The organism is Leifsonia aquatica (assembly GCF_014190775.1).
In the GTDB taxonomy this organism is placed as follows: domain Bacteria; phylum Actinomycetota; class Actinomycetes; order Actinomycetales; family Microbacteriaceae; genus Leifsonia; species Leifsonia aquatica.
On record NZ_JACHVP010000007.1, the window covers coordinates 1 to 21,469 of the forward strand.

The window sequence follows — 21,469 nt, forward strand, 5'->3', positions numbered from 1 at the left end:
CGTCCTCGATGGAGATGCGCTTGCCGGCCGCAGCCTGACCCGACACGGAGTGCGGGAGGGAGACACCGAACTGGGCGTACACGAACTGCACGTACCCGGAGCAGTCGAAACCGGCGGGCGACGCGCCACCGAAGACGTACGGGGTGCCGATGTACTGCTGGGCCACCGAGAAGACGGAGTCGAGGCTGAAGTTCGGGTAGGGCGGGTTGGCCAGGAAGTCGGAGACGGAGGGGCCGGAGTAGCTGTTCGCGTAGTTCGTCAGCGTGACGGCGGCCCGCTGACGGGCGGCCTCGGCGGCAGCAGCGGCCTTCTGCGTGGCGAGCTGCTCCTCGGTGGTGGCGGAGGCGGCGTCGCGGGCAACGGCGGTGGAGGCGACCGTGGTGCCGACTTCGACGGTCTGCGACTGGGCCTTCTTCATGCTGTCGGCCGCGGAGGGGCCGAAGGCCGAGCCCTCGGCGTTGTCCGGGTTGAAGGCGAAGGCGGGGAGCGACATGGTGGCGATGATGCCGGTCGCGACGGTCATGACGGCGACGTTGATGGCCCAGCCGCCCTTGCGCTTCTTGGCGGGGGTCTTCTTCACGACGGCGGAGGAGCCGGTGGAGGCGGAACCGCCGGACGACGAGGATGCGGCGGGCTTTGCCGGAGCGGCGGCACGGGCGGCGGTGCTCGTGCGCTGCGGGGCGGCAGCCTGCGCGGTGCGCTCAGCGCGGAGCGAGCGGCGGGAGACCAGTGCGGAGTCGGCGGGGGTGCCGGTCGCGGCGGTCGTCGGTGTGGCTTCGGTGCTCGTGCGGTCCTGGGCAGGGCCGGGCGTACTCGAGTTGGCCAAGTGCATCCTCCTGCGCTCCGGCAGCCCTAGGGTGGCTGCCCCCGCCCGATGCGAATTGGCTTCGGCTTCACGAACCGGGAGACGGGTTCAGGGGGTGTGGAGCGTCCCGGTTCGGGTCCTGGTGGGCCGGTTGTGGCCCGTTCGGACTCGTAAGAGACTACGGGACGGTTACCCGTTTGTCACATCTTTTCGGAGCTTTTTTAACGAACTGGTAACGGAACTCAGGCCTCGACGAAGATGTGGGCGGCGAGCTCGTTGGGCAGCTCCAGGCCGGTCTCGAAGCCCTCGATCTGCACGCCGACGTACGAGCCGGCGGCAGAGAAAGTGCCGGTCGAGCCGGGGAACACACCGGCCTGCTTGAGCTGCAGCAGCAGCTCGGGGTCGACCTGCGCGGGCTCGCCGAGGCGGCGGATCCTGGCAGTCACCCCGGAGTCGGAGCCGCGCACGACGTCGACCAGGTTCACGAGGTTCTGCGTGGCGGCCTCGGTGGTGCCGAGATCGCCCAGATCGCCGAGGCCCGGGATGGGGTTGCCGTAGGGCGACTCCGTCGGGTGGCCGAGCATGGTGAGCAGCTTGCGCTCGACCTGCTCGCTCATGACGTGCTCCCAGCGGCAGGCCTCTTCGTGGACGTACTCCCACTCGAGCTCGATCACGTCGCTGAGCAGACGCTCCGCGAGGCGGTGCTTGCGCATGACGTTGACGGCCTTGCGGCGGCCCTCCTCGGTGAGCTCGAGGTGGCGGTCGCCGGAGACGACGACGAGGCCGTCGCGCTCCATGCGTCCGACGGTCTGCGAGACCGTGGGACCGGAGTGGCCGAGGCGCTCGGAGATGCGCGCCCGCAGGGGGACGATGTTGTCCTCCTCGAGCTCCAAGATGGTGCGAAGGTACATCTCGGTCGTGTCGATCAGATCGGTCATGAACCCCTCCACTTGCAGGCACGCGAATGTCGCACTAGAGCCTACTTGCTGCCGATGACAGAAACGTGCAGGCGCGTCGATGGGGCCCGTGCGGCCCTCCGCGCTATCCAACAGCCAATACACTCTCTTTATGCCGGATGTGACCATTCCCACTGACCTCCTGCCCGCCGACGGCCGCTTCGGTTGCGGCCCGTCCAAGGTCCGCCCCGAGCAGCTCGCCTACCTGGCCGGCCCGGGCGCGGCGCTGCTGGGCACCTCCCACCGCCAGGCACCGGTCAAGAACCTCGTCGGCAGCGTCCGCCAGGGCCTCTCCGACCTGTTCCGCCTGCCGGAGGGCTACGAGGTCGTCATCGGCAACGGCGGCTCCACCGCTTTCTGGGACGCCGCGGCGTTCTCCCTCATCGAGAAGCGCAGCCAGAACCTCGTCTTCGGCGAGTTCGGCGGCAAGTTCGCCAAGGCCGCGGCCGCGCCGTGGCTGGACGCCCCGCACGTGATCGAGGCGGCCGCCGGATCCCGCAGCACCGCGGAGGTCGTGGAGGGCGTCGACGTCTACGCCTGGCCGCACAACGAGACCTCCACCGGCGTGATGGCGCCGGTCACCCGCGTGAACGGCGACGCCGGCGCGCTCACGGTCATCGACGCAACGAGCGCTGCGGGAGGCGTCGACATCGACGCGTCGCAGGCCGACGTCTACTACTTCGCGCCGCAGAAGAACTTCGCGTCGGACGGCGGCCTCTGGCTCGCCCTCTTCTCCCCCGCCGCGATCGAGCGCGTCGAGCGCATCGCCGCGAGCGGCCGCTACATCCCCGAGTTCCTCAGCATCAAGAACGCGATCGACAACTCGCGCCTCAACCAGACGCTGAACACCCCGGCCGTCGCGACCCTCGCCCTCCTCGACAACCAGATCGAGTGGATGAACGGCAACGGCGGTCTCGCCTGGGCCGACGCCCGCACCCGCGAGTCGTCCGATGCCCTCTACACGTGGGCCGCCGGCGTGGACTACGCGACCCCATTCGTCGCCGACCCCGAGCACCGCTCGCAGGTCGTCGTGACGATCGACTTCGACGACAGCATCGACGCCGCCGCGGTGGCGAAGACGCTCCGCGCCAACGGCGTGGTCGACACCGAGCCCTACCGCAAGCTCGGCCGCAACCAGCTGCGCATCGCGACGTTCACGGCCATCGAGCCGTCGGACGTGCGCGCGCTCATCGGCTGCGTCGAGTACGTGGTGGAGCGGCTGGGCTGAGCACCGCCATGCGGCTCTGGCTCCGAGACGACGAGAGACGGCCCGATCCGACACCCGCGAAGACGGATGATCGGCGGGCCGTCCTGGTCGGTCTCGCGCTGTGGGTCCTAGCGTTCGTCCCCGTGCTGCTCTTCGCCCCGGACGTCTGGATCTGGACCGTCGTCGTCGGCCTCGCCCTCGGCGTCGCCGGACTCGCCTACCTCACCGGCACCCGGCGCAAGCGCGGCTGACTCGGCCTCGGCCAGCGCCGTCGGCTCCTCGAGCGCGGCGGCCTCCTCGGCCGGGAGGTCGAGATCGGCATCCACGTCGGCGTCGTCGTCGACGTCGGAATCGTCGGAGTCATCGTCGGCGTCCTCCGCGTCGTCCGCATCCGCGTCCTCGGCGTGGAGGCTGTCGATGTCGACACCGTCGAGGTCGTCGTCGCCGTGCAGGTCGTGCACGTCGCGATCGTCGTCCTCGTCGGACTCGTCGTCGAAGTCGTCGTCATCCTCGTCGGAGGCGTCGTCATCCGACTCGGCGTCGTCGTCCTCGTCGGACTCGTCCTCGTCGGATTCGTCGTCCTCGCCCTCACCCGCAGCAGCTGCCTCGGCCGCGAGGGCCTCCTGCGCCGCCTGGTAGTCGGCGAGACGCTCGGACCACGGCACCCAGTCGGGCGCGAGCAGCGCGCCGTCGGCGGGCATCAGCTCGGCCTCCAGCACGGTGGGCGCGGCGTCCTCGTCGGCACGGCCGACGGTGACGGTCCAGCGCCATCCCGGGTAGCCGGCGAGATTGCTCTCGAACAGCAGCGAGACGACGCCCTCGCCCTCGACGACGTGGCCGGCGGCAGCGCCGACCGTCGACTCGGGGGTGATCTCCGCGAGCGCGCGGCGGGCGAGCGGCTCGGCCGCCAGCAGATCCTCGATGCCGGTGTCAGGCATCCAGGTCGTCCGCAACGCGCCGCAGCACAGCGGCGATCTTCGCGCCGTGCTGCTTGTCGGGGTACTTGCCGCGACGCAGGTTGGAGCCGATGCCGTCGAGGAGCTTCACCAGATCCTCCACGATGATCGCCATGTCGTCGGCCGACTTGCGCTTCATCTTCACGAGGCTCGGGGGCGTCTCGAGGACGCGGACCGACAGCGCCTGCGCACCGCGCTTGCCGTCGGCGATGCCGAACTCGAGGCGCGATCCCGCCTTGACGACGGCGCCGGCGGGCAGCGCGGAGGCGTGCAGGAAGACCTCCTGACCGTCGTCGGCGCTGATGAAGCCGAAGCCTTTCTCATCGTCGTAGAACTTGACCTTGCCGGTTGGCATGGGAACCTCACTTCACATGGGGGATCGAATGACCAACCTCAATTATCCTTGATTTCGTGACCCAGCAGACCCCAGCGCCCGCATCTCGTGTGCAGCGCGTCCTCTCGTACATCATCGCGGCGCTCGTGATCGTCTCTCTGGTCTGCATCGCGGCCATCCTGATCGGCACCGCTGTGGGCGGTTTCGCGCAGCAGGGATCGGGAGAGGGGCTGTGGCCGGCGGTGTTCGTCTTCCCGCTGATCGCCCTCCCGATCGCCTTCGTGCTCATCATCGCGCTGATCATCGTGGTGGGCCGCCAGCGCAGCAAGGCGGCGAAGGCCGCCAAGGCCCTGGACCCCAAGGGCCGGCGCTAGCCGAGCGACCGCGGACCGCCGCGATGACGACGACGCTCGCTCTGGCGGCGCGTCTGCGAGCGCTCCGAGACGACGCGCTCATCTCCTCCCTGCACCGCCGCAGCATCCGGCGGGCGGGGGTCTCCGACTTCTTCGACCTGGCCGAGGCGCTGCTGGATGCCGAATCGGTCCAGCGGGCACTGGTCGGCCTCGACCGCACGCGGCTCGCCGTGCTGATCGCGCTGGGGCGCGCGGAGGCACCGCTCACGGCGGAGGCCATCGCCGCGCAACTCGCCGCAGAGCCGGCGACCGCGGGTCTGACCGTGCCGGCGGTCGAGTCGGCGGTGGAGGCGCTGGGCGGCCTGCTGCTCGCACAGCCTGCGGCCTCCGAGGGTACGGATGACGACGACCAGGAGGCCGGGCCTCGCGGCTTCACCGGCTACGACGCCGTCTACGCGCGGCTGACCGCGTGGCCGGAGGCGGACCTCCCCTCGCCCGACGACCTCCTGCACACCGCTCCCCCGCCCGCGCTCGCGCCCGTGCCGGACACCGAACGCCGCTTCACCGACCGGCTCGCGGCCGACCGCGCGTTCGACGCGGTCGTCGCGGTCTCGGAGCTGCTGGCCGAGCTGTCGCGGGAGGGCGCGCGGGAGCTGCAGCGCGGCGGCCTCGCCCTGCCCGCGGTCAAGCGGATCGCCGAAGCGCTCGCGGTGGACGCGTCCGTTGTCCCCACCGCCCTCTCGGTCGCCTCCCGCGCCGGGCTCGCCGCCGTGGAGGACAGCGTCTGGCTGGCCGCCGAACCCGCGGCCGAGTGGCTCCACGCCTCCACCCCCGAACGCTGGCGCGCCCTCGTGGCGGCCTGGCTCGACGCGCTGCCGGACGATCTGCGCGCGCTCGTGGCCGCCCGCAGCCGCGCGTCCTGGGGCGACAGCCTGCGCGAGCACGTCGCCTGGCTGTATCCGGCCGCGCCAGAGCAGGCGCAGCAGCGGGTGGATGCGCACCTGCGTGACGCCGAGTGGCTTGGCGTCACGGCCTCCGGTGCCCCCTCCAGCGCCGGTACCGAGCTGGTGGAGGACGGGCCCGAGGCCGCGGCTACTCTGCTGACGCCCGCCTTCCCCGCCCAGGTGCGCGGGGTCTACCTGCAGCACGACCTCACCGTCATCTCCCCCGGACCGCTCGCGCCCGATCTGGAGGCGCGGCTGCGCGGGATGGCCGACCTCGAGAGTCGCGCGCTAGCGTCGACGTTCCGCTTCTCGCCCGCCACCCTCGACCGGGCGATCACGGCTGGCGAATCGGCGGCGAGCATCCGGGACTTCCTGGCCGGGATCTCGCTCACCGGCCTCCCCCAGCCGCTGGACTACCTGATCACCGACGTGACCGAGCGGCACGGCCGCGTGCGGGTGCGGACCGTGGACGAAGGGGATGCCCGCAGCGCCATCCACTCGGCCGACACCACACTGCTGCGCACGATCCAGGTCGACCAGTCGCTGTCGTCGCTGCGACTCACCCCGGCGCACGCGGACGAGCTGCACAGCCGGTTCCCGCGGGATGTCGTGTTCTGGGCGCTCTCGGACGCGCGCTACCCGGTGGTCGCCGAGAACGACGACGGGGTGCCCGTGGCCCTGCGACGGCAGCGGTACGCGCATCCGCATCCCGTGGCCTCCCGCGACCAGGACCGCGAACTGGTCGAGCGGCTGCGCGCGGTCGACGAGGCGGCGACGGACGACACCGGCGAGCAGTGGCTCGCGCGTCAGCTGGAGCAGGCCGTGCGCGCCCGCCAGACGGTGATCGTGGAGGTCGCGATGCCCGACGGGCGCACGGTGGACTACCTTCTCGAGCCGACCGGGGTCGGCGGAGGGCGCCTCCGCGGGCGGGATCGAGCGGCCGACATCGAGCGGACGCTGCCGCTGTCGAGCGTGAAGGGCGTGCGCCCGGCGTGACGGGCGGCCTCCGGCGTGACGGGCGGGCGCCCAGCATGATGGCCAGCCGCGCGGCGTAGACTCAGCGGTTATGTCCGATGGCCCCCTGATCGTCCAGAGCGACCGCACCGTCCTGCTGGAGGTCGCCCACCCCGATGCCGAGGACGCCCGCCACGATCTCGCCGTCTTCGCCGAGCTGGAGCGCGCCCCCGAGCACATCCACACCTACCGGATCACCCGGCTCGGGCTCTGGAACGCGCGCGCCGCGGGCCACACGGCCGAGGACATGCTGGGCACGCTCGAGCGGTACTCGAAGTTCCCCATCCCGCAGACGGTGTCGGTGGATGTGGCGGAGACCGTCGGCCGCTACGGCCGCCTCGCGATCGCGCGCGACGACGAGGGCGAGCTGGTGCTGCGGTCGGACGACCTGGCCGTGCTCACCGAGGTGGCGAGCGCCAAGCGCATCGCGCCGCTGCTGCTCGAGCGCCGCGGCGACACGACGTTCGCCGTGCAGGCGTGGGCGCGCGGGCAGCTCAAGCAGGAGCTGGTGAAGCTGGGCTGGCCCGCCGAGGACCTCGCCGGCTACACCCCCGGCACCCCGCATGACATCGGCCTGATCGAGGACGGCTGGGCGTTGCGCGACTACCAGCGCAAGGCGGTTACGAACTTCTTCGACGGCGGCTCGGGCGTCGTCGTGCTGCCCTGCGGCGCGGGCAAGACGCTCGTCGGCGCGGGGGCGATGGCGACCTCCAAGACCACGACACTCATCCTCGTCACCAACACGGTGTCGGCGCGGCAGTGGCGCGACGAGCTGCTCAAGCGCACGACGCTCACCGCAGACGAGATCGGCGAGTACTCCGGGCAGGTGAAGGAGGTCAAGCCGGTCACGATCGCGACCTACCAGATCCTCACTGCCAAGCGGAAGGGCGAGTACGCCCACCTGGCTCTGCTCGACGCGCTCGACTGGGGGCTCGTGGTCTACGACGAGGTGCACCTCCTGCCCGCGCCGGTGTTCAAGCTGACCGCCGAGCTGCAGGCCCGCCGCCGCCTCGGTCTCACCGCGACACTCGTGCGCGAGGATGGCCGCGAGGGCGACGTCTTCAGCCTCATCGGTCCCAAGCGTTTCGACGCGCCGTGGAAGGAGATCGAGGCCCAGGGCTTCATCTCCCCCGCCGCCTGCTACGAGGTGCGCATCGACCTCCCCGCCTCCGAGCGGCTCAGCTACGCGGCCGCCGCGGACGACGAGCGCTACCGCCTCGCGGCGACGGCCCCGGCCAAGCTGGACGTCGTGCGGCAGCTCGTCGACCGGCACGCGGGCGAGCGCATCCTCGTGATCGGCCAGTACCTCGACCAGATCGACGAGCTCGCCGAGGCGCTGGGCGCGCCGCAGCTCACGGGCGCGACGCCGGTGGACGAGCGTGAGCGGCTGTACCAGGAGTTCCGCGAGGGGCGCACGCAGGTGCTGGTCGTCAGCAAGGTCGCGAACTTCTCGGTCGACCTCCCGGAGGCGACGGTCGCCATCCAGGTCTCCGGCTCATACGGCTCGCGACAGGAGGAGGCGCAGCGTCTCGGCCGCCTCCTGCGCCCGAAGGAGTCGGGACTGTCGGCGAACTTCTACACGCTGGTCTCGCGGGACACGGTCGACCAGGACTTCGCCCAGAACCGGCAGCGGTTCCTGGCCGAGCAGGGGTACTCGTACACGATCCTGGACGCGCACACGCTGCAGGCGGCGTAGAGGCGTTTCCGGGCGCGCGCAGGGCGTGGCTACCGGAGGACATCGCGGCTCATGCTGGTCCGCCTCTCCTCCCTTCCCTGCCGACACGCCGTCGCTGCGCGCCCACTCCCTCCGTTAGCCACGGCCGTCGGTAGGCGATTTCGAGGGCGAGGGGGTGGATCTCCTCCGGTAGCGACACCGTGCCGCGACCATCAGGTGGCCGGGACGCGTCAGGACGGGTCAGGTCAGGCCGGGTCGGCGAGGAGGCGACGCAGGGTGGTGCGGGAGCCGGGGTCGGCGGGGTGGTCGCGGAGGGTGATGGCGGCCTTCCAGAGTGCCCAGCCGCGGGCGCGCGCCCAGGTGGCGTCGTCGAGCGCGACGGCGTCGCGGAACGCTGTGCGTGCGGGTTCGTCGAACATGGTCCAGGCGGGGACGAGGTCGCAGGCGGGGTCGCCGACGCCGGAGGTGCCGAAGTCGATGACGGCGCTCAGGCGACCGGAGTCGACGAGGAGGTTGCCCTCGGCGACGTCCCCGTGGAACCAGACGGGCGCGGCCTCCCAGCGCGACGCGGTCGCCCGCTCCCAGATGGCGCGCGCGGCCGGCGCACGGTCGCCGAGCAGCGCGATCGCCGCGAGCGCCTCCTCGCCGTAGACGTCGGGCGGGGCACCGCGGAAGAAGTTGTGCGGGCCGGGCGCGGGGCCGTCGGTCGCATCCACTCCGCGGAGGGCGACCAGGAAGGCGCCGATGTCCCGGGCGAGCGCGATGGCCTCCACCCCGTCCGCCTCGTCGCGGGCGAGTGCGAGCGGCCGGCCGGCGAGCCAGCGGTACACCGACCACGGGAACGGGTACCCCTCGCCGGGCACGCCCGCGGCGACCGGCTGCGGGATGGGCAACGGCAGCCGGGAGGCAAGCCGCGGCAGCCACTCGTGTTCCTTCGCGACCTGGCCGGTGTAGCCTGCGGCGCTCGGGAGGCGCACGCTCAGCTCGCTCCCGAGCCGGAAGGTGCGGTTGTCCCAGCCGTCGTGCTCGACGGGGGTGATCGGGAGGTCGCGCCACTGCGGGAACTGCGCGTCGACGAGCCGTCGCACGAGCGCCGTGTCGATCATGGGCGGCGCGTCCGGCGCGTCTCCCGGCTCAGGGCCGGACATACCGCAGCAGCAGGGTGCTCTCGCTCTGGAGCACGTGCGCCAACCGCAGCTCGGGCGGCACCTCGGGGGTCGCTCCCGTCGCGATCCGGGAGGCGGTGCCCGCCACGAGAGTCGGACTGACCGTCAGGCACAGCTCGTCGACGGCGCCGGCGGCGATCACGTCGCCGAAGAGGTGCGGGCCTCCCTCGCAGTGGATGCGGCCCAGACCGCGTTCCGCGAGCGCGGCGACCATCGCGGCGGGGTCGACCCGGTCGACGCCGCAGACGAGCACGTCGGCCACGGCGGCGAGGGCGTCGCGCTTCTCGGCTGGCGCGGTCTCGGCGGTGATCACGATCGGCCGCACCGGGGCGTCGGTGAAGATCCGGCTGGCGGGGTCGAGGTCGAGTCCGGCCGAGACCAGCGCGAACACGGGCTGATCGGTCAGACCGGCCGCGACCCGGGCGCGCTGGGAGGCGCGGTCGACGCGCATCGGTCCGTAGCCTTCTGCGCGCACGGTGCCCGCGCCGACCACGACGACGTCGCAGAGGCGACGCAGCAGGTCGAAGACGCGGTGGTCGGCGTCGCCGCCGAGCCCGGCGGACAGACCCTGCACGGTGGCGGCACCGTCCACGCTGCTCACGAAGTTGACGCGCACCCAGGGCGAGCGCGTCGGGAGGTCGTAGAGAGCCGAGAGCTCGTCGTCGCTCAGCGCGTCCTGCGCGGGTGCGGGGAACAGGCGCCCGATGGCGGCGTCACTCATTCGCGTCTCCCATGTTGTGCTTCAGGTAGGCGGGGGCGCGCAGGCCGAGGATGGCCTCCGTCATCCGGGTGGCGGCGACCGACGCGTGCACGTCGTGCATCCGGATGATCCGGGCCCCATTGACGATCGAGACGACGGCCGCGGCGAGCGATCCCTCCAGCCGGGCGCTGCGCGGAGCATCCAGGGTCTCGCCGATGAAGTCCTTGTTCGAGACGGCGGCGAGCACCGGGTAGCCGAGGTCGGCCAACTCGGAGAGCCGGCGGGTGAGCTCGAGCGAGTGGAGGGTGTTCTTGTTCAGGTCGTGGCCGGGGTCGATGATGATCCGCTCCTCCGGCACCCCGGCGGCCAGCGCCCGGTCGACGCGGTCGAGCAGGAACGCGGACACCTCGGCGACGACATCCCCGTACTGCGGCCGCGGGTAGACCGTGCGCGGCTCGGCGAGGCTGTGCGTGATGACGAGCGTCGCCGCGCTGTCGGCGACGACGCGGGCGAGGTCGGGATCGCTCAACCCGGTCGTGTCGTTGATGACGGTGGCCCCTGCGTCGATGGAGGCGCGCGCGACCCGCGCGTGGAAGGTGTCGACCGAGATGACGACGTCGGACCCCTCGCGCAGCCGGCTCACGACCGGCGTGACGCGCTCGATCTCGTCCTCGACGGGGACGGGGTCGCCGGGCGCGAACGGGGCGCCGCCGATGTCGACCCAGTCCGCGCCGAGCGCGACGGCCTCGAAGCACGCATCGACGGCGGCCTCCAGCGCGTACGTGCGCCCCTGGTCGTAGAAGGAGTCGGGCGTGCGGTTCACGACCGCCATGACGGCGACCTGCCGCGAGAAGTCGAAGGTGCGCTCGCCGATGGTGCGGACGGGCACGCGGAGCGGGGGCAGATAGGGCTCAGAGCGCGGCAAGGTCCACGCTCTCGTCCGTCAGGCGGGCGGGATCGAGGCGGTCGCCGGAGCGGATGAGGCGCTGGATGTCGTCCTGCACGTCCCACACGTTGACGTTCATGCCGGCCACGACGCGGTCGTCGCGCAGCCAGAACGCGATGAACTCGCGCGCATCGACGTCGCCGCGGAAGACGACGCGGGCGTCCGCGGCGAGCGGTGCGTATCCCGAATACTCCATGCCCAGATCGTATTGGTCGGAGTAGAAGTACGGGATGTCGTCGTAGCTCGCGCGCTCGCCCAGGATGCTGCGCGCGGCCACGGTGCCGCCCGCGATCGCGTTGGCCCAGTGCTCGTTGCGCAGGTGGCGGCCGATGGCGGGCAGGTAGGGGTTGGCGAGATCGCCCACGGCGAAGACGTCCTCGACGGAGGTCCGCATCCCCTTGTCGGTGAGCACGCCGTTCTGGATGGTGAGGCCGGAGCGCTCGGCGACGAGCACGTCCGGGGTGGCGCCGACACCCGCGACCACCAGATCGGCGGGGATGCGCTCACCCGAGGCCAGCACGACGGCATGGCCGGCGCCTCCCTCGACCGCCGCGACGGCGCCGGTCACGAACCGCACGCCGTGGTCGCGGTGCAGCTGCTCGAACACGTCGCCGAGCACGGGGCCGATGGCGCCCGCCAGCGGGACGCTCTGCCGGCCGACGACGGTCACGTCGTTGCCGTAGCCGCGGGCGGCGGCCGCGACCTCCATCCCGATCCACCCGGAGCCGACGACGACGACGCGTCGGCCGCCGACCTCCAGCGCCGCATAGAGCCGCTGGCTGTCCTCGATCGTCCGCAGCCTCAGCACGTCGCCGCCCCCGCTGCCGGGCACGTCGAGCGAGCGCGGCCGCGCGCCGGTCGCGAGCACCAGGCTGTCGTACGTGAGCCGCGCGCCGCCGGTGAGGAACAGCTCGTGCGCGCCGGGGTCGAACGAGCCCGCCTCGGTACCCGGCATGAACTCGACGTCGTGCTCGGGATACCACTCCCCCGGCTTCACGTAGGTGTCGCCGACATCCCCCTCGCCCTTCAGGTACTCCTTCGAGAGCGGCGGCCGGATGTACGGATGGTGCTCCTCGGCGCCGAGCAGCAGGATGCGGCCGGCGAACCCGCGCTCACGCAGCTCGACCGCGGTGGTCGCGCCCGCGAGCCCGGCCCCGGCGATGACGACGGTGGGATTCGACATGTCCACAGCATCCACTGATCGCACGGTCGGCGCCAGACCCTTGCGTAGGTCGCACCCCACGCGCTCACAGCTAAGCCACAGCCGCCGCGCAGATACTAGGCACCATGAACGCAGGACCACGCATTCTCATCGTCGACGACGAGCCGAACATCCGCGATCTGCTGACCACGAGCCTCCGTTTCGCCGGCTTCGCCGTGCGCGCGGTCGGGAACGGCGCGCAGGCCATCTCCGCGGTCCTCGAAGAGGAGCCAGACCTCATCATCCTCGACGTCATGCTGCCGGACATGAACGGCTTCGGCGTCACCAAGCGACTCCGCGGCGCGGGCTACACCGCGCCCATCCTGTTCCTCACCGCGAAGGACGACACCGAGGACAAGATCACCGGCCTCACGGTCGGCGGCGACGACTACGTCACCAAGCCGTTCAGCCTCGACGAGATCGTCGCGCGCATCAAGGCCATCCTCCGCCGCACCATGCAGGCCGACGAGGACGCCGTCATCCGCGCCGGCGAGCTCACGATGGACCAGGACACCCACGAGGTGTTCGTGGGCGACACCCCCATCGAGCTCAGCCCGACCGAGTTCAAGCTGCTGCGCTACCTGATGCTGAACCCGAACCGCGTGCTCTCGAAGGCGCAGATCCTGGACCACGTCTGGGAGTACGACTTCAACGGCGATGCGGGCATCGTGGAGTCGTACATCTCGTACCTGCGCCGCAAGGTGGATGCGCACTCCAGCGAGCCGCTCATCCAGACCAAGCGCGGCTTCGGCTACATGCTCAAGGCCGCCAAGGCGTGACCTCCGCCTGCGCTGCGGCGCACCGGGGGCACACAGCATGCGCTGCGTAGACTGACGGCCTGATGCACTCACGCCTGCTCGACCGCTGGAACGCGATCTCCCTGCGCACGAAGATCACGGGTGTCACCGTGCTCATGCTGACGCTCGGGCTGCTCGTGACGGGCATCGGCACCATGTCGATGCTCAAGCCGGTGCTGCTCGACCAGCTGGATGCGCAGCTCTCGGCCGCGTCGGGCGCGTCGTATCTGAACACGTACCTGTACGGGACGTCGTCGGACAGCGAGAAGATCGCGTCGGACGCCAGCCCGTCGGACTACTTCGCGGCGCTGTACGACGCGGACGGGAACCTGGTCAAGACCAACTGGACCAACATCCCGTCCTCGCACCGCCCGGCCGTGCCCGAGACGCTCAGTGTCGCCGACGGCAAGAAGCTGCCGGCCGGCGGGTACCCGCTGCAGAGCAACGACGGTCGCACCACCTACCGCGCCCTGGCGCAGACGGTGACGCTGACGAATCCCCCGGGCGCGCTCGGCACGGCGATCGTCGCGACGACGACCACGCAGATCGACACGGTGATGGCGAGCTTCCTCGCGATCTTCCTGGGCTTCGGCGTGATCGTGATCATCGTCGGCGCGGGGCTCACGCGCATGCTCGTGACCACGACGTTCCAGCCGCTGCGGGAGGTGGAGCAGACCGCCGCGCGGATCGCGGACGGAGACTTCAGCCAGCGCCTCGGCGGCGCGACCCCGAACACCGAGGTCGGCCGGCTCAACCGTTCCCTCAACACCATGCTGAACCGGATCGACCGCGCGTTCAGCGACCGCGCCCGCACCATCGACCAGATGAGGCGCTTCGTCGGCGACGCCTCCCACGAGCTGCGCACGCCGCTGGTGTCGGTGCGCGGGTACGCCGAGCTATACCGGATGGGTGCGCTGCAGACCCCCGAGGACGTCGGGCAGGCGATGGAGCGCATCGAGAAGGAGGCGATCCGGATGGGCATCCTCGTGGAGGACCTCCTGGAGCTCGCCCGCCTCGACGAGGCCAAGCCGCTCGACCTGCACGCCGTCGATCTCGTGCGCATCGCGCAGGACGCCGCGATGGATGCCATGGCCGGCTCACCCGGTCGCATCGTCACTGTGCTCACGCCGGACCCCGTGCCCGCCGCCGTGCCCTCCACCGACCCGGACGAGCCGACGCTGGACACGGTCCCGATGCCGCTCTCGGAGCTGCCGTCGAGCGCATCCGCCGCCAAGGTCTCGAACGCGACCGGGCCGATCGCGTTCGCCGGATCCGCCCTCGCGCGTCTGCGCCGGAGTCGTCCGCGTCGCGGGACCGAGCCGATCCCCATCACGACGACGGAGAAGGTCGTGCTGGCGAACCCGGCGCCCGCCGAGCCCGCCATCGTGCTCGCGGAGGAGAACAAGCTGCGTCAGGTCGTCACGAACCTGATGGGCAACGCCCTGCGGTACACGCCGGTGGACAGCCCGATCGAGATCGCCGTGCAGATCGACCACCGCACCGAGCGGGCGTCGCTGGAGGTGCGCGACCACGGCGAGGGCATCCCGCCGCAGATCCGCGAGAAGATCTTCCAGCGCTTCTGGCGCGCCGACACCTCCCGTGCCCGCGAGACCGGCGGCAGCGGCCTCGGGCTCGCGATCGTCTCGTCGATCGTGGCGGCGCACAACGGGACCGTCGACGTCTCGGAGACCGAGGGCGGCGGCGCCACGTTCCGGGTCACGCTCCCGCTGGCGGGCTCTCCGGCCGCGCCGAAGCCGCTGCAGGCGTAGGGGCGGCGCGCGCGCTCCGCGGCGGCGACTGCGGTCGCACGGGACGTGTGCGGCGTGGCGACGCGCCGCAGTCGTCCCGAGACGCAGCAGTTGCGCGGCCTCCGCCGCAGACGGTTTCGGGGCGTGCCGAACGCGACCCGGCGCCGTCGCGGTGGCGACTGCGGTCGCACGGTACGTGTGCGGCGTGGCGACGCGGCGCAGTCGTCCCGGGACGCAGCAGTCGCGCGCGATCAGAGCTTCGCGGCGACCCACTGGACGATGGCGAGCGAGCGCGTGTCGTCGGGATCGCTCGAATGGAACTCGACCCAGCGCGACCCGACCATCGCGTCGACGGACGCGAACGACGTGCCCTCCACGGTCCCGCTCCAGACGAGGGCCGGGACCTGGTCGCCCTTGACCGTCATGAGCTCGCTGCGCGCGCTCGGGTCCTGAGCGAGCACGGCGGCGCGGAGCTGCTCGTATGCGGCCGCGGTGCCCGGGAGGACCGACAGGGTGCCGAGGTAGGTGCCGCTTCCCGTTCCGCTGTCGTCGGTCGGCTGGAACTGGCAGAGCGTCACCCCCGGCGCGAGGATGACGCCGTCGGCGATGCGGAAGGTCGGCTCGTCCGCCAACGTCGTCACGCCGGGGAGGGCGAAGGCGGTTTGCAGCTCCGCGCGCAGGTCGGCGGCAGCGCAGTCGAGGGGTGCTCCGGCCTGGGGCGTCGGGTCCTTCGCGAGCGCCGCCGTGACCGGCGGCAGCATCCGCTGCACCACGTCGTGGAAGCCGGCCTCGGTGAGCCCGGGCGCCGACGTGTCGAGGACGACGGACAGCCAGGCATCCGCCACGAGGACGTTGGTCAGGCAGGAGACCGTGGGAGCCAGCGCACAGTTTCCGCCGAGCGAGACCCCGCCCTCGTAGTCCGCTCCCGGCGTGGCGACGCTCGGATTCGCCTCGGAGAGCGTCTTCCAGGCGGCAGCCGCATGCGGGAGGACCTGAACCGTCAGCGTGTCCTCGCCGTGCTTCCAGCGGCAGGAGGAGCCGCCGACCGCCGGGAGCGCCAGCGGCCCGGCAGCAGCGACCGTCTGCGTGATCCCGGGAGGAGTCGCCACGACGGAGGCGTCAGCGCCGAGGAGCACGCTGAGATCGGCACTGCTGACGGTGGCCGGGCAGTCCAGTGCGAACGCGGCGGGGGTGGCCGTCCGTGTCGGGGTGGAGGTCGACGCTCCCGGCACCGGGATGCCGAGCGCGGAGCAACCGCTCAGTGCGAGAACCGCGGCCACCGCGGTGACACCCATCAAGCGGGCCCCCGACATGAATCCTCCGTCGTATTCTCCGCAGTGCATGTGCCGCCGCTGCTCTCCTGGCCAGGGTATCCATCGACCGCTATCGCGCATCCACGGCACGCAGAACGGTGCCGTATCGAAACGACGAGAGGGCGCCTCCCCGAAGGGAGACGCCCTCTGCGTCAGTGCGTGAGAAGACTCGACGCGGCGGGACTCAGAAGTCCATGCCGCCGGTCGGGTCGCCGACCGGAGCCGGGTTCTTCTCGGGCTTGTCGGCGACGACGGCCTCGGTGGTGAGGAAGAGGCCGGCGATCGACGCGGCGTTCTGCAGCGCCGAGCGGGTCACCTTCACCGGGTCGTTGATGCCCGAAGCGAGCATGTCGACGTACTCGCCGGTCGCGGCGTTCAGGCCGTGGCCGACCGGGAGGTTGCGGACCTTCTCGACCACGACGCCGGCCTCGAGGCCCGCGTTGATCGCGATCTGCTTCAGGGGCGCCTCGATGGCGACCTTGACGATGTTCGCACCGGTGGCCTCGTCACCGACGAGCTCCAGCTTCTCGAAGGCGAGCTTGCCGGCCTGGATGAGGGCCACGCCACCACCGGCGACGATGCCCTCCTCGACGGCGGCCTTCGCGTTGCGGACGGCGTCCTCGATGCGGTGCTTGCGCTCCTTGAGCTCGACCTCGGTGGCCGCGCCCGCCTTGATGACGGCCACGCCGCCGGCGAGCTTCGCGAGGCGCTCCTGGAGCTTCTCGCGGTCGTAGTCGCTGTCGGTGGCGTCGATCTCGTTGCGGATCTGGGCCACGCGGCCGGCGATCTGCTCCGGGTCGCCCGCACCCTCGACGATGGTGGTCTCGTCCTTGGTGATGACGACCTTGCGGGCCTGACCGAGCAGGTCGAGGGTGACGTTCTCGAGCTTGAGGCCGACCTCCTCGGAGATGACCTGGCCGCCGGTGAGGATCGCGATGTCCTGCAGCATGGCCTTGCGGCGGTCGCCGAAGCCCGGAGCCTTGACGGCGACGGACTTGAAGATGCCGCGGATCTTGTTGACGATCAGGGTCGCGAGGGCCTCGCCGTCGACGTCCTCAGCGATGATGAGGAGCTGCTTGTTGGCCTGGATGACCTTGTCGACGATCGGGAGCAGGTCCTTGATCGAGGAGATCTTCTGGTTGGCGATGAGGATGTACGGGTCCTCGAAGACCGCCTCCTGGCGGTCCTGGTCGGTGACGAAGTACTGCGACAGGTAGCCCTTGTCGAAGCGCATGCCCTCGGTCAGCTCGAGCTCGGTGCCGAAGGTGTTCGACTCCTCGACGGTGACGACGCCCTCCTTGCCGACCTTGTCGATCGCCTCGGCGATGATGTCGCCGATGGTGCTGTCGCCGGCGGAGATGGACGCGGTGGCGGCGATCTCCTCCTTGGTCTCGACCTCCTTGGCGCTGGAGATGAGCTCCTCGGTGACGGCCTTGACGGCCTTCTCGATGCCGCGCTTCAGCGTGATGGGGTCGGCGCCGGCGGCCACGTTGCGGAGGCCCTCCTTGACGAGCGCCTGGGCGAGGACGGTCGCGGTGGTGGTTCCGTCACCGGCGACGTCGTCGGTCTTCTTGGCGACCTCCTTGACGAGCTCCGCACCGATCTTCTCGTACGGGTCGTCGAGCTCGATCTCCTTCGCGATGGAGACGCCGTCGTTCGTGATGGTGGGGGCGCCCCACTTCTTCTCGAGGACGACGTTGCGACCACGCGGGCCGAGGGTCACCTTGACCGTGTCGGCCAGGATGTTCAGGCCGCGCTCGAGGCCGCGACGCGCGTCCTCGTTGAAAGCAATGATCTTTGCCATGTGTTTCTCGTCCCTCCCGGACGTCTGCGAAAGATTCGGTCTATTAGCACTCGATCAGATGGAGTGCTAAAGCGATTCTGGCACTCGCTGCGGTCGAGTGCAAGACGAGGGAGGGAGGCGTCACCACGCTGTGACGGCGGGACGAGCGTGCGCGGGGCGTCGATGCCCCGCGCACAGGAGAGCGCCGCCCCGTCGGGGCGGCGCTCCTCTCGTCGAATCGCTGGGTTCTAGGCCAGGCGCACCGACTCGGCCTGGGGACCCTTGTTCCCCGAACCGACCTCGAACACGACCTGCTGGCCCTCCTCGAGGACCTTGTACCCGGACATGTCAATTGCGGAGTAATGAACGAAAACGTCCTGCCCCCCACCATCGACGGTGATGAATCCGTAGCCCTTTTCAGCGTTGAACCACTTCACGGTTCCGTTCGCCATGCATTACTCCCATTGCTGTGTCGCAAGCGCGGTCCAGCGCCGCGCGTTGGACCGATAATAATGCGTGCTATACGGGTGATTGCCAGCTTTTTTGTGAATCCGTTACCAAATCCGCCGAAAGTTAAACACGCCGGAAACAAAGGGATCCGGGGTCGTCCCGGAGCGCGGGGAGTCCCGCGGGACGTCAGCCGGTGTAATCGGAGCCGACGACGACCGTGATGTCGGCGCCCGTGTCTGCGAAGTCCTGAGTGTTCTGGATGGTCGCCCCGGGCAGCGACTGCGCGACGCCGAGGGCGGCCGCCTCCTTCGCGGGGTCGGAGTAGTACACGACGGTCGTGGTCAGGTCCGTCATGTCGGCGTTGGCCACGGCGCCGACCTTCCAGCCCGCCGCCGTGAGCACATCGCCGACCTTGCCGCCGAGCCCGGCGGTCGCGGTGCCGTTGAGCACGTTGACGGACAGGCTGGGGTCGACGGTGGGGACGATGGTGGGCGTGGGAGTCGGCGTCGGGGTGGGCGTGGCCGAGCCCGACGGGGTGGACCCGTTGAACGAGATGGCGCCGTTGACGAGCGAGAGCCCGAAGATCCCGGCGCCCACGAGCACGACGGTCGCCAGGGCCGCCCAGCCGAACGCGATCCAGCCGCGGCCGCGGGGGCGAGGGGCACGGTGCGCGCCGACGCGCTGGATGTCGCCCGGGATCTCGTCGAACCGGTCGCGGGGGAACTTCTCTGCCATCTTGGGGTGGTTTCCTCGGGGGTCAGTCGTCGGACGGGAGCGCCCTGGTCCGGCGGGCGGCCTGCCGCGTCTCGCGGAGCCGGAGCAGCCGCTTGACGAGCATCGGGTCGTGCTTCAGAGCAGCCGGGCGGTCGATCAGGGCTCCGAGGAGCTGATAGTACCGTGCGGCGGACAGACCGAACTCCTCGCGGATGGCCTGCTCCTTGGCGCCGGCGTGCCGCCACCATTGGCGCTCGAAGGCGAGGATCGCGGCGTCCCGCTCGCTCAGACCGGACCGCTGGGGCTCGGCCCCGTGGTGCTCTGCAGCCTCGGCCACGCGCGTGCCGCCTTCCCTCGAACCGCCGCCTTCCGTTGAACGCTCGCCGCTCATCCTAGGCGGGAGGTCCTGTGTGTTGGCCGTTTGGCCCCGGCACGTCGCCGTCTGAAACAGGGAACAGGACGCCCCTCCTGCCCGTTTAGGGTGTAGTCAGACCACCCAACCGCATGGAGGCACCCCCGATGGATTATCAGGTCGAGAAGACCGACGACCAGTGGCGCGAGGAGCTCAGCGATGAGCAGTACGCGGTGCTGCGCGAAGCCGGCACCGAGCGGCCGTGGACCGGAGAGCTGCTCGACGAGGGACGCGCCGGCCTCTACACCTGTGCGGCGTGCAACGCGGAGCTGTTCAAGTCGGGCACCAAGTTCGACAGCGGCTGCGGCTGGCCGAGCTTCTACGAGTCGGTGCGACCGGAGGCCGTGCAGCTGCTCGAGGACGACAGCCTCGGCGTCGTCCGCACCGAGGTCCGTTGCGCCAACTGCGGCTCGCACCTCGGCCACGTGTTCCCCGACGGCTTCGGCACCCCCACCGGCGACCGCTACTGCATGAACTCGATCTCGCTCAACTTCACCCCGGACGCCGGATGAGCGACCTCGCCGCCCGCGTCGGCGCGCGGCGGTCGTACTCCCGGGTGACGGAGGCCGCTCCGACGCATGAGGAGCTGCTGACGCTCGTCGCCGCGGCGGGCCGCGTCGCCGACCACAGCGCACTGCACCCCTGGCGGGTGATCGAGCTGCGCGGCGACGCCCGCCTGCGTCTCGGCCGCGCGTTCGCGAAGGATGCGAAGGCACGCGGCTCGGAGGCCGAGAAGATCGCGACGAAGCCGCTGCGCGCTCCGCTCCTGCTGGCGATCGTCGCCGACCGCAAGAAGAGCAGCAAGGTGCCCGGCTGGGAGCAGGACGCGGTCGCATCCGGCGTCGCGCACATCCTGAGCCTGCTGCTGCACGATGCGGGCTGGGGCGTCATCTGGCGCACCGGTCACCAGACGCGTGCGAAGGCCGTCCATCAGATGCACGGCCTGAAGAAGAACGAGCGGCTGCTCGGCTGGCTCTACGTGGGCGGCATCCCCGCGGGGAGCAAGGAGGGGCACCGCAAGCCGCTGGCCGCGGAGCGCTTCCTCAGCGTGCTCGACTGAGCGCGCCCCAGCGGACGCTGGCGACGCCGACCGCCACGATGGCGAGCAGCGTGCCGCCGATCGTCGAGAACGCGACGGGCGCACCGGAGGTCGGTGCGAGCAGATCGAGCAGCAGTGCCGTCAGCAGCTGGCCGGCCACGGTCGCGAGGCCGAGCAGCAGCACGCCGGTCACCCGCACGAGCAGCGCGGCACCCGCGATGAAGACGCAGCCGATCGCGCCGCCGAGGTAGAGCCACGGCTCCGTCGGCAGCGGCTTCGGGAGGCCGGCGAGCGCCCAGTGGACCAGCATCAGGACGACGAGCACCGTGGTGCCGACGAGGAAGTTGATGAAGGTCGCGGTGAGCGCGCTCTCGGCGACGACGCGCACCTGACCGTTGACGGCCTGCTGCCAGCCCATCCCGAGGCCCGCGATGAGCGGGAGGAGCATCATCCACACGGGGACGCTGCCGCCGAACTGCGCCGAGACCGCCCAGGTGACCGCGAGGAGCGCGATGACCGCGCCGGCGACGCGGGCGGGGGTGAGCGGGCGGCGGCCGCCGGGGCCGAGCCCGATGCGGTCGAGCACCAGGCCGCTCACGGTCTGACCGGCGACGACCGAGACCGTGAAGAGCGCGACGCCGAGGACGGCCGCGGTGAGGCCCTGCGAGAGCACGAGGAAGGCGCCCGCCGCGCCGCCGCACACGTACCACCAGCGCAGCTCGCCGCCGCGGAGCGCGTCACGGACGCGACGCAGCCCCCGGCGGCCGGCGGGCGCGATGGCCAGGGCGGCGAGCAGGATGACGAGACCCGAGCCGAACGAGATCGCGGCGGCCGTGAAGCCGTCGTCGAGCCTCCGGCCCAGCTCCCCGTTGATGCGGGACTGGAGGGCGACGCCCGCACCGCAGACCATCGCGATGAGGAGCGCCAGCCAGAGGGGGAAGGTACGTGGGGTCACT

22 protein-coding genes and 1 pseudogene are annotated in these 21,469 nt (G+C 71.1%); 9 read left to right on the forward strand and 14 right to left on the reverse strand.

Annotated features, from left to right (window positions below):
* Both FHX33_RS21395 and FHX33_RS20555 read right to left on the reverse strand, forming a co-directional pair.
* Window positions 1-826, reverse strand: an 826-nt coding sequence (locus tag FHX33_RS21395; RefSeq protein WP_221209772.1) for a C40 family peptidase, incomplete at its 3' end; no start/stop codon positions are given.
* 221 nt (window positions 827-1,047) lie between these two features.
* Window positions 1,048-1,743, reverse strand: a complete 696-nt coding sequence (locus FHX33_RS20555; protein WP_039920651.1) for an iron-dependent transcriptional repressor DtxR — start codon at window positions 1,741-1,743, stop codon at window positions 1,048-1,050.
* Window positions 1,744-1,873: 130 nt separating this feature from the next.
* Here FHX33_RS20555 and serC point away from each other — a divergent pair, with 130 nt between their 5' ends.
* Window positions 1,874-2,989 (forward strand): phosphoserine transaminase, encoded by a 1,116-nt coding sequence (serC, locus tag FHX33_RS20560; protein ID WP_039920648.1) that lies wholly within the window; start codon window positions 1,874-1,876, stop codon window positions 2,987-2,989.
* Between the two features lie 8 nt (window positions 2,990-2,997).
* Window positions 2,998-3,135 (forward strand): annotated as a pseudogene (locus tag FHX33_RS21815) (DUF2530 domain-containing protein); the annotation flags it as partial.
* Here FHX33_RS21815 and FHX33_RS20565 read toward each other — a convergent pair.
* The gene (locus tag FHX33_RS20565; protein ID WP_021754478.1) at window positions 3,097-3,906 is read right to left on the reverse strand and encodes a DUF3027 domain-containing protein; all 810 of its coding nucleotides are present in this window, start codon (window positions 3,904-3,906) and stop codon (window positions 3,097-3,099) included. The pseudogene FHX33_RS21815 and the gene FHX33_RS20565 overlap by 39 nt on opposite strands.
* Window positions 3,899-4,279 (reverse strand): cold-shock protein, encoded by a 381-nt coding sequence (locus tag FHX33_RS20570; RefSeq protein ID WP_021754477.1) that lies wholly within the window; start codon window positions 4,277-4,279, stop codon window positions 3,899-3,901. Before FHX33_RS20570 ends, FHX33_RS20565 begins: the two co-directional genes overlap by 8 nt.
* A gap of 56 nt (window positions 4,280-4,335) precedes the next feature.
* On the opposite strand from FHX33_RS20570, the gene FHX33_RS20575 reads away from it, so the two are divergent.
* The 3 genes from FHX33_RS20575 (at window position 4,336) to FHX33_RS20585 (ending at window position 8,265) form a co-directional block, all read left to right on the forward strand.
* On the forward strand, window positions 4,336-4,632 hold the full coding sequence (locus FHX33_RS20575; protein WP_039920646.1) for a hypothetical protein: 297 nt from the start codon (window positions 4,336-4,338) through the stop codon (window positions 4,630-4,632).
* A gap of 23 nt (window positions 4,633-4,655) precedes the next feature.
* Window positions 4,656-6,551, forward strand: coding sequence for a helicase-associated domain-containing protein (locus FHX33_RS20580; RefSeq protein WP_183428927.1), 1,896 nt, complete (start codon window positions 4,656-4,658; stop codon window positions 6,549-6,551).
* A gap of 70 nt (window positions 6,552-6,621) precedes the next feature.
* Window positions 6,622-8,265: a DNA repair helicase XPB gene (locus FHX33_RS20585; RefSeq protein WP_021764118.1), complete on the forward strand. Its 1,644-nt coding sequence runs from the start codon at window positions 6,622-6,624 to the stop codon at window positions 8,263-8,265.
* Between the two features lie 224 nt (window positions 8,266-8,489).
* On the opposite strand, the gene FHX33_RS20590 is transcribed toward FHX33_RS20585, so the two are convergent.
* The 4 genes from FHX33_RS20590 to FHX33_RS20605 are packed head-to-tail and all read right to left on the reverse strand — an operon-like array spanning window position 8,490 to window position 12,239.
* Entirely contained in the window at window positions 8,490-9,350 is an 861-nt protein-coding gene (locus FHX33_RS20590; RefSeq protein ID WP_246397654.1) for an aminoglycoside phosphotransferase family protein, read from the reverse strand.
* Between the two features lie 28 nt (window positions 9,351-9,378).
* Complete coding sequence (locus tag FHX33_RS20595; protein WP_021764912.1) at window positions 9,379-10,131, reverse strand: pyrimidine reductase family protein; 753 nt, start codon at window positions 10,129-10,131, stop codon at window positions 9,379-9,381.
* The gene (gene folP / locus FHX33_RS20600) at window positions 10,124-11,035 is read right to left on the reverse strand and encodes a dihydropteroate synthase (protein WP_021764911.1); all 912 of its coding nucleotides are present in this window, start codon (window positions 11,033-11,035) and stop codon (window positions 10,124-10,126) included. The genes FHX33_RS20595 and folP overlap by 8 nt, the downstream gene beginning before the upstream one ends.
* Window positions 11,022-12,239 (reverse strand): NAD(P)/FAD-dependent oxidoreductase, encoded by a 1,218-nt coding sequence (locus FHX33_RS20605; RefSeq protein WP_021764910.1) that lies wholly within the window; start codon window positions 12,237-12,239, stop codon window positions 11,022-11,024. The genes folP and FHX33_RS20605 overlap by 14 nt, the downstream gene beginning before the upstream one ends.
* 104 nt (window positions 12,240-12,343) lie before the next feature.
* Here FHX33_RS20605 and FHX33_RS20610 point away from each other — a divergent pair, with 104 nt between their 5' ends.
* Together FHX33_RS20610 and FHX33_RS20615 are read left to right on the forward strand one after the other, a co-directional pair.
* Window positions 12,344-13,036, forward strand: a complete 693-nt coding sequence (locus FHX33_RS20610) for a response regulator transcription factor (RefSeq protein ID WP_018191755.1) — start codon at window positions 12,344-12,346, stop codon at window positions 13,034-13,036.
* A gap of 62 nt (window positions 13,037-13,098) precedes the next feature.
* Window positions 13,099-14,823, forward strand: coding sequence for a sensor histidine kinase (locus tag FHX33_RS20615; RefSeq protein WP_021764909.1), 1,725 nt, complete (start codon window positions 13,099-13,101; stop codon window positions 14,821-14,823).
* Window positions 14,824-15,053: 230 nt separating this feature from the next.
* On the opposite strand, the gene FHX33_RS20620 is transcribed toward FHX33_RS20615, so the two are convergent.
* The 5 genes from FHX33_RS20620 to FHX33_RS20640 form a co-directional block, all read right to left on the reverse strand.
* Entirely contained in the window at window positions 15,054-16,115 is a 1,062-nt protein-coding gene (locus tag FHX33_RS20620) for a hypothetical protein (protein ID WP_021761172.1), read from the reverse strand.
* Window positions 16,116-16,299: 184 nt separating this feature from the next.
* Window positions 16,300-17,919 (reverse strand): chaperonin GroEL, encoded by a 1,620-nt coding sequence (gene groL / locus FHX33_RS20625; RefSeq protein WP_021761174.1) that lies wholly within the window; start codon window positions 17,917-17,919, stop codon window positions 16,300-16,302.
* 227 nt (window positions 17,920-18,146) lie between these two features.
* Entirely contained in the window at window positions 18,147-18,350 is a 204-nt protein-coding gene (locus FHX33_RS20630) for a cold-shock protein (protein WP_021761178.1), read from the reverse strand.
* A gap of 184 nt (window positions 18,351-18,534) precedes the next feature.
* Window positions 18,535-19,083, reverse strand: a complete 549-nt coding sequence (locus FHX33_RS20635) for a LytR C-terminal domain-containing protein (RefSeq protein WP_021761180.1) — start codon at window positions 19,081-19,083, stop codon at window positions 18,535-18,537.
* Window positions 19,084-19,105: 22 nt separating this feature from the next.
* Window positions 19,106-19,453 carry a DUF3263 domain-containing protein gene (locus FHX33_RS20640; protein WP_021761182.1) on the reverse strand — a complete coding sequence of 116 codons (348 nt, stop codon included), beginning with the start codon at window positions 19,451-19,453 and terminating at the stop codon, window positions 19,106-19,108.
* Window positions 19,454-19,581: 128 nt separating this feature from the next.
* Between FHX33_RS20640 and msrB the strand changes: the two genes are divergently transcribed.
* Window positions 19,582-19,986, forward strand: coding sequence for a peptide-methionine (R)-S-oxide reductase MsrB (gene msrB / locus FHX33_RS20645; protein WP_039921598.1), 405 nt, complete (start codon window positions 19,582-19,584; stop codon window positions 19,984-19,986).
* Window positions 19,983-20,534, forward strand: a complete 552-nt coding sequence (locus FHX33_RS20650) for a nitroreductase family protein (protein ID WP_021761186.1) — start codon at window positions 19,983-19,985, stop codon at window positions 20,532-20,534. Before msrB ends, FHX33_RS20650 begins: the two co-directional genes overlap by 4 nt.
* On the opposite strand, the gene FHX33_RS20655 is transcribed toward FHX33_RS20650, so the two are convergent.
* Window positions 20,518-21,468, reverse strand: coding sequence for a DMT family transporter (locus FHX33_RS20655; protein WP_183428929.1), 951 nt, complete (start codon window positions 21,466-21,468; stop codon window positions 20,518-20,520). The two genes, FHX33_RS20650 and FHX33_RS20655, sit on opposite strands and share 17 nt — an antisense overlap.
* Between the last annotated feature and the right edge of the window lies 1 nt (window position 21,469).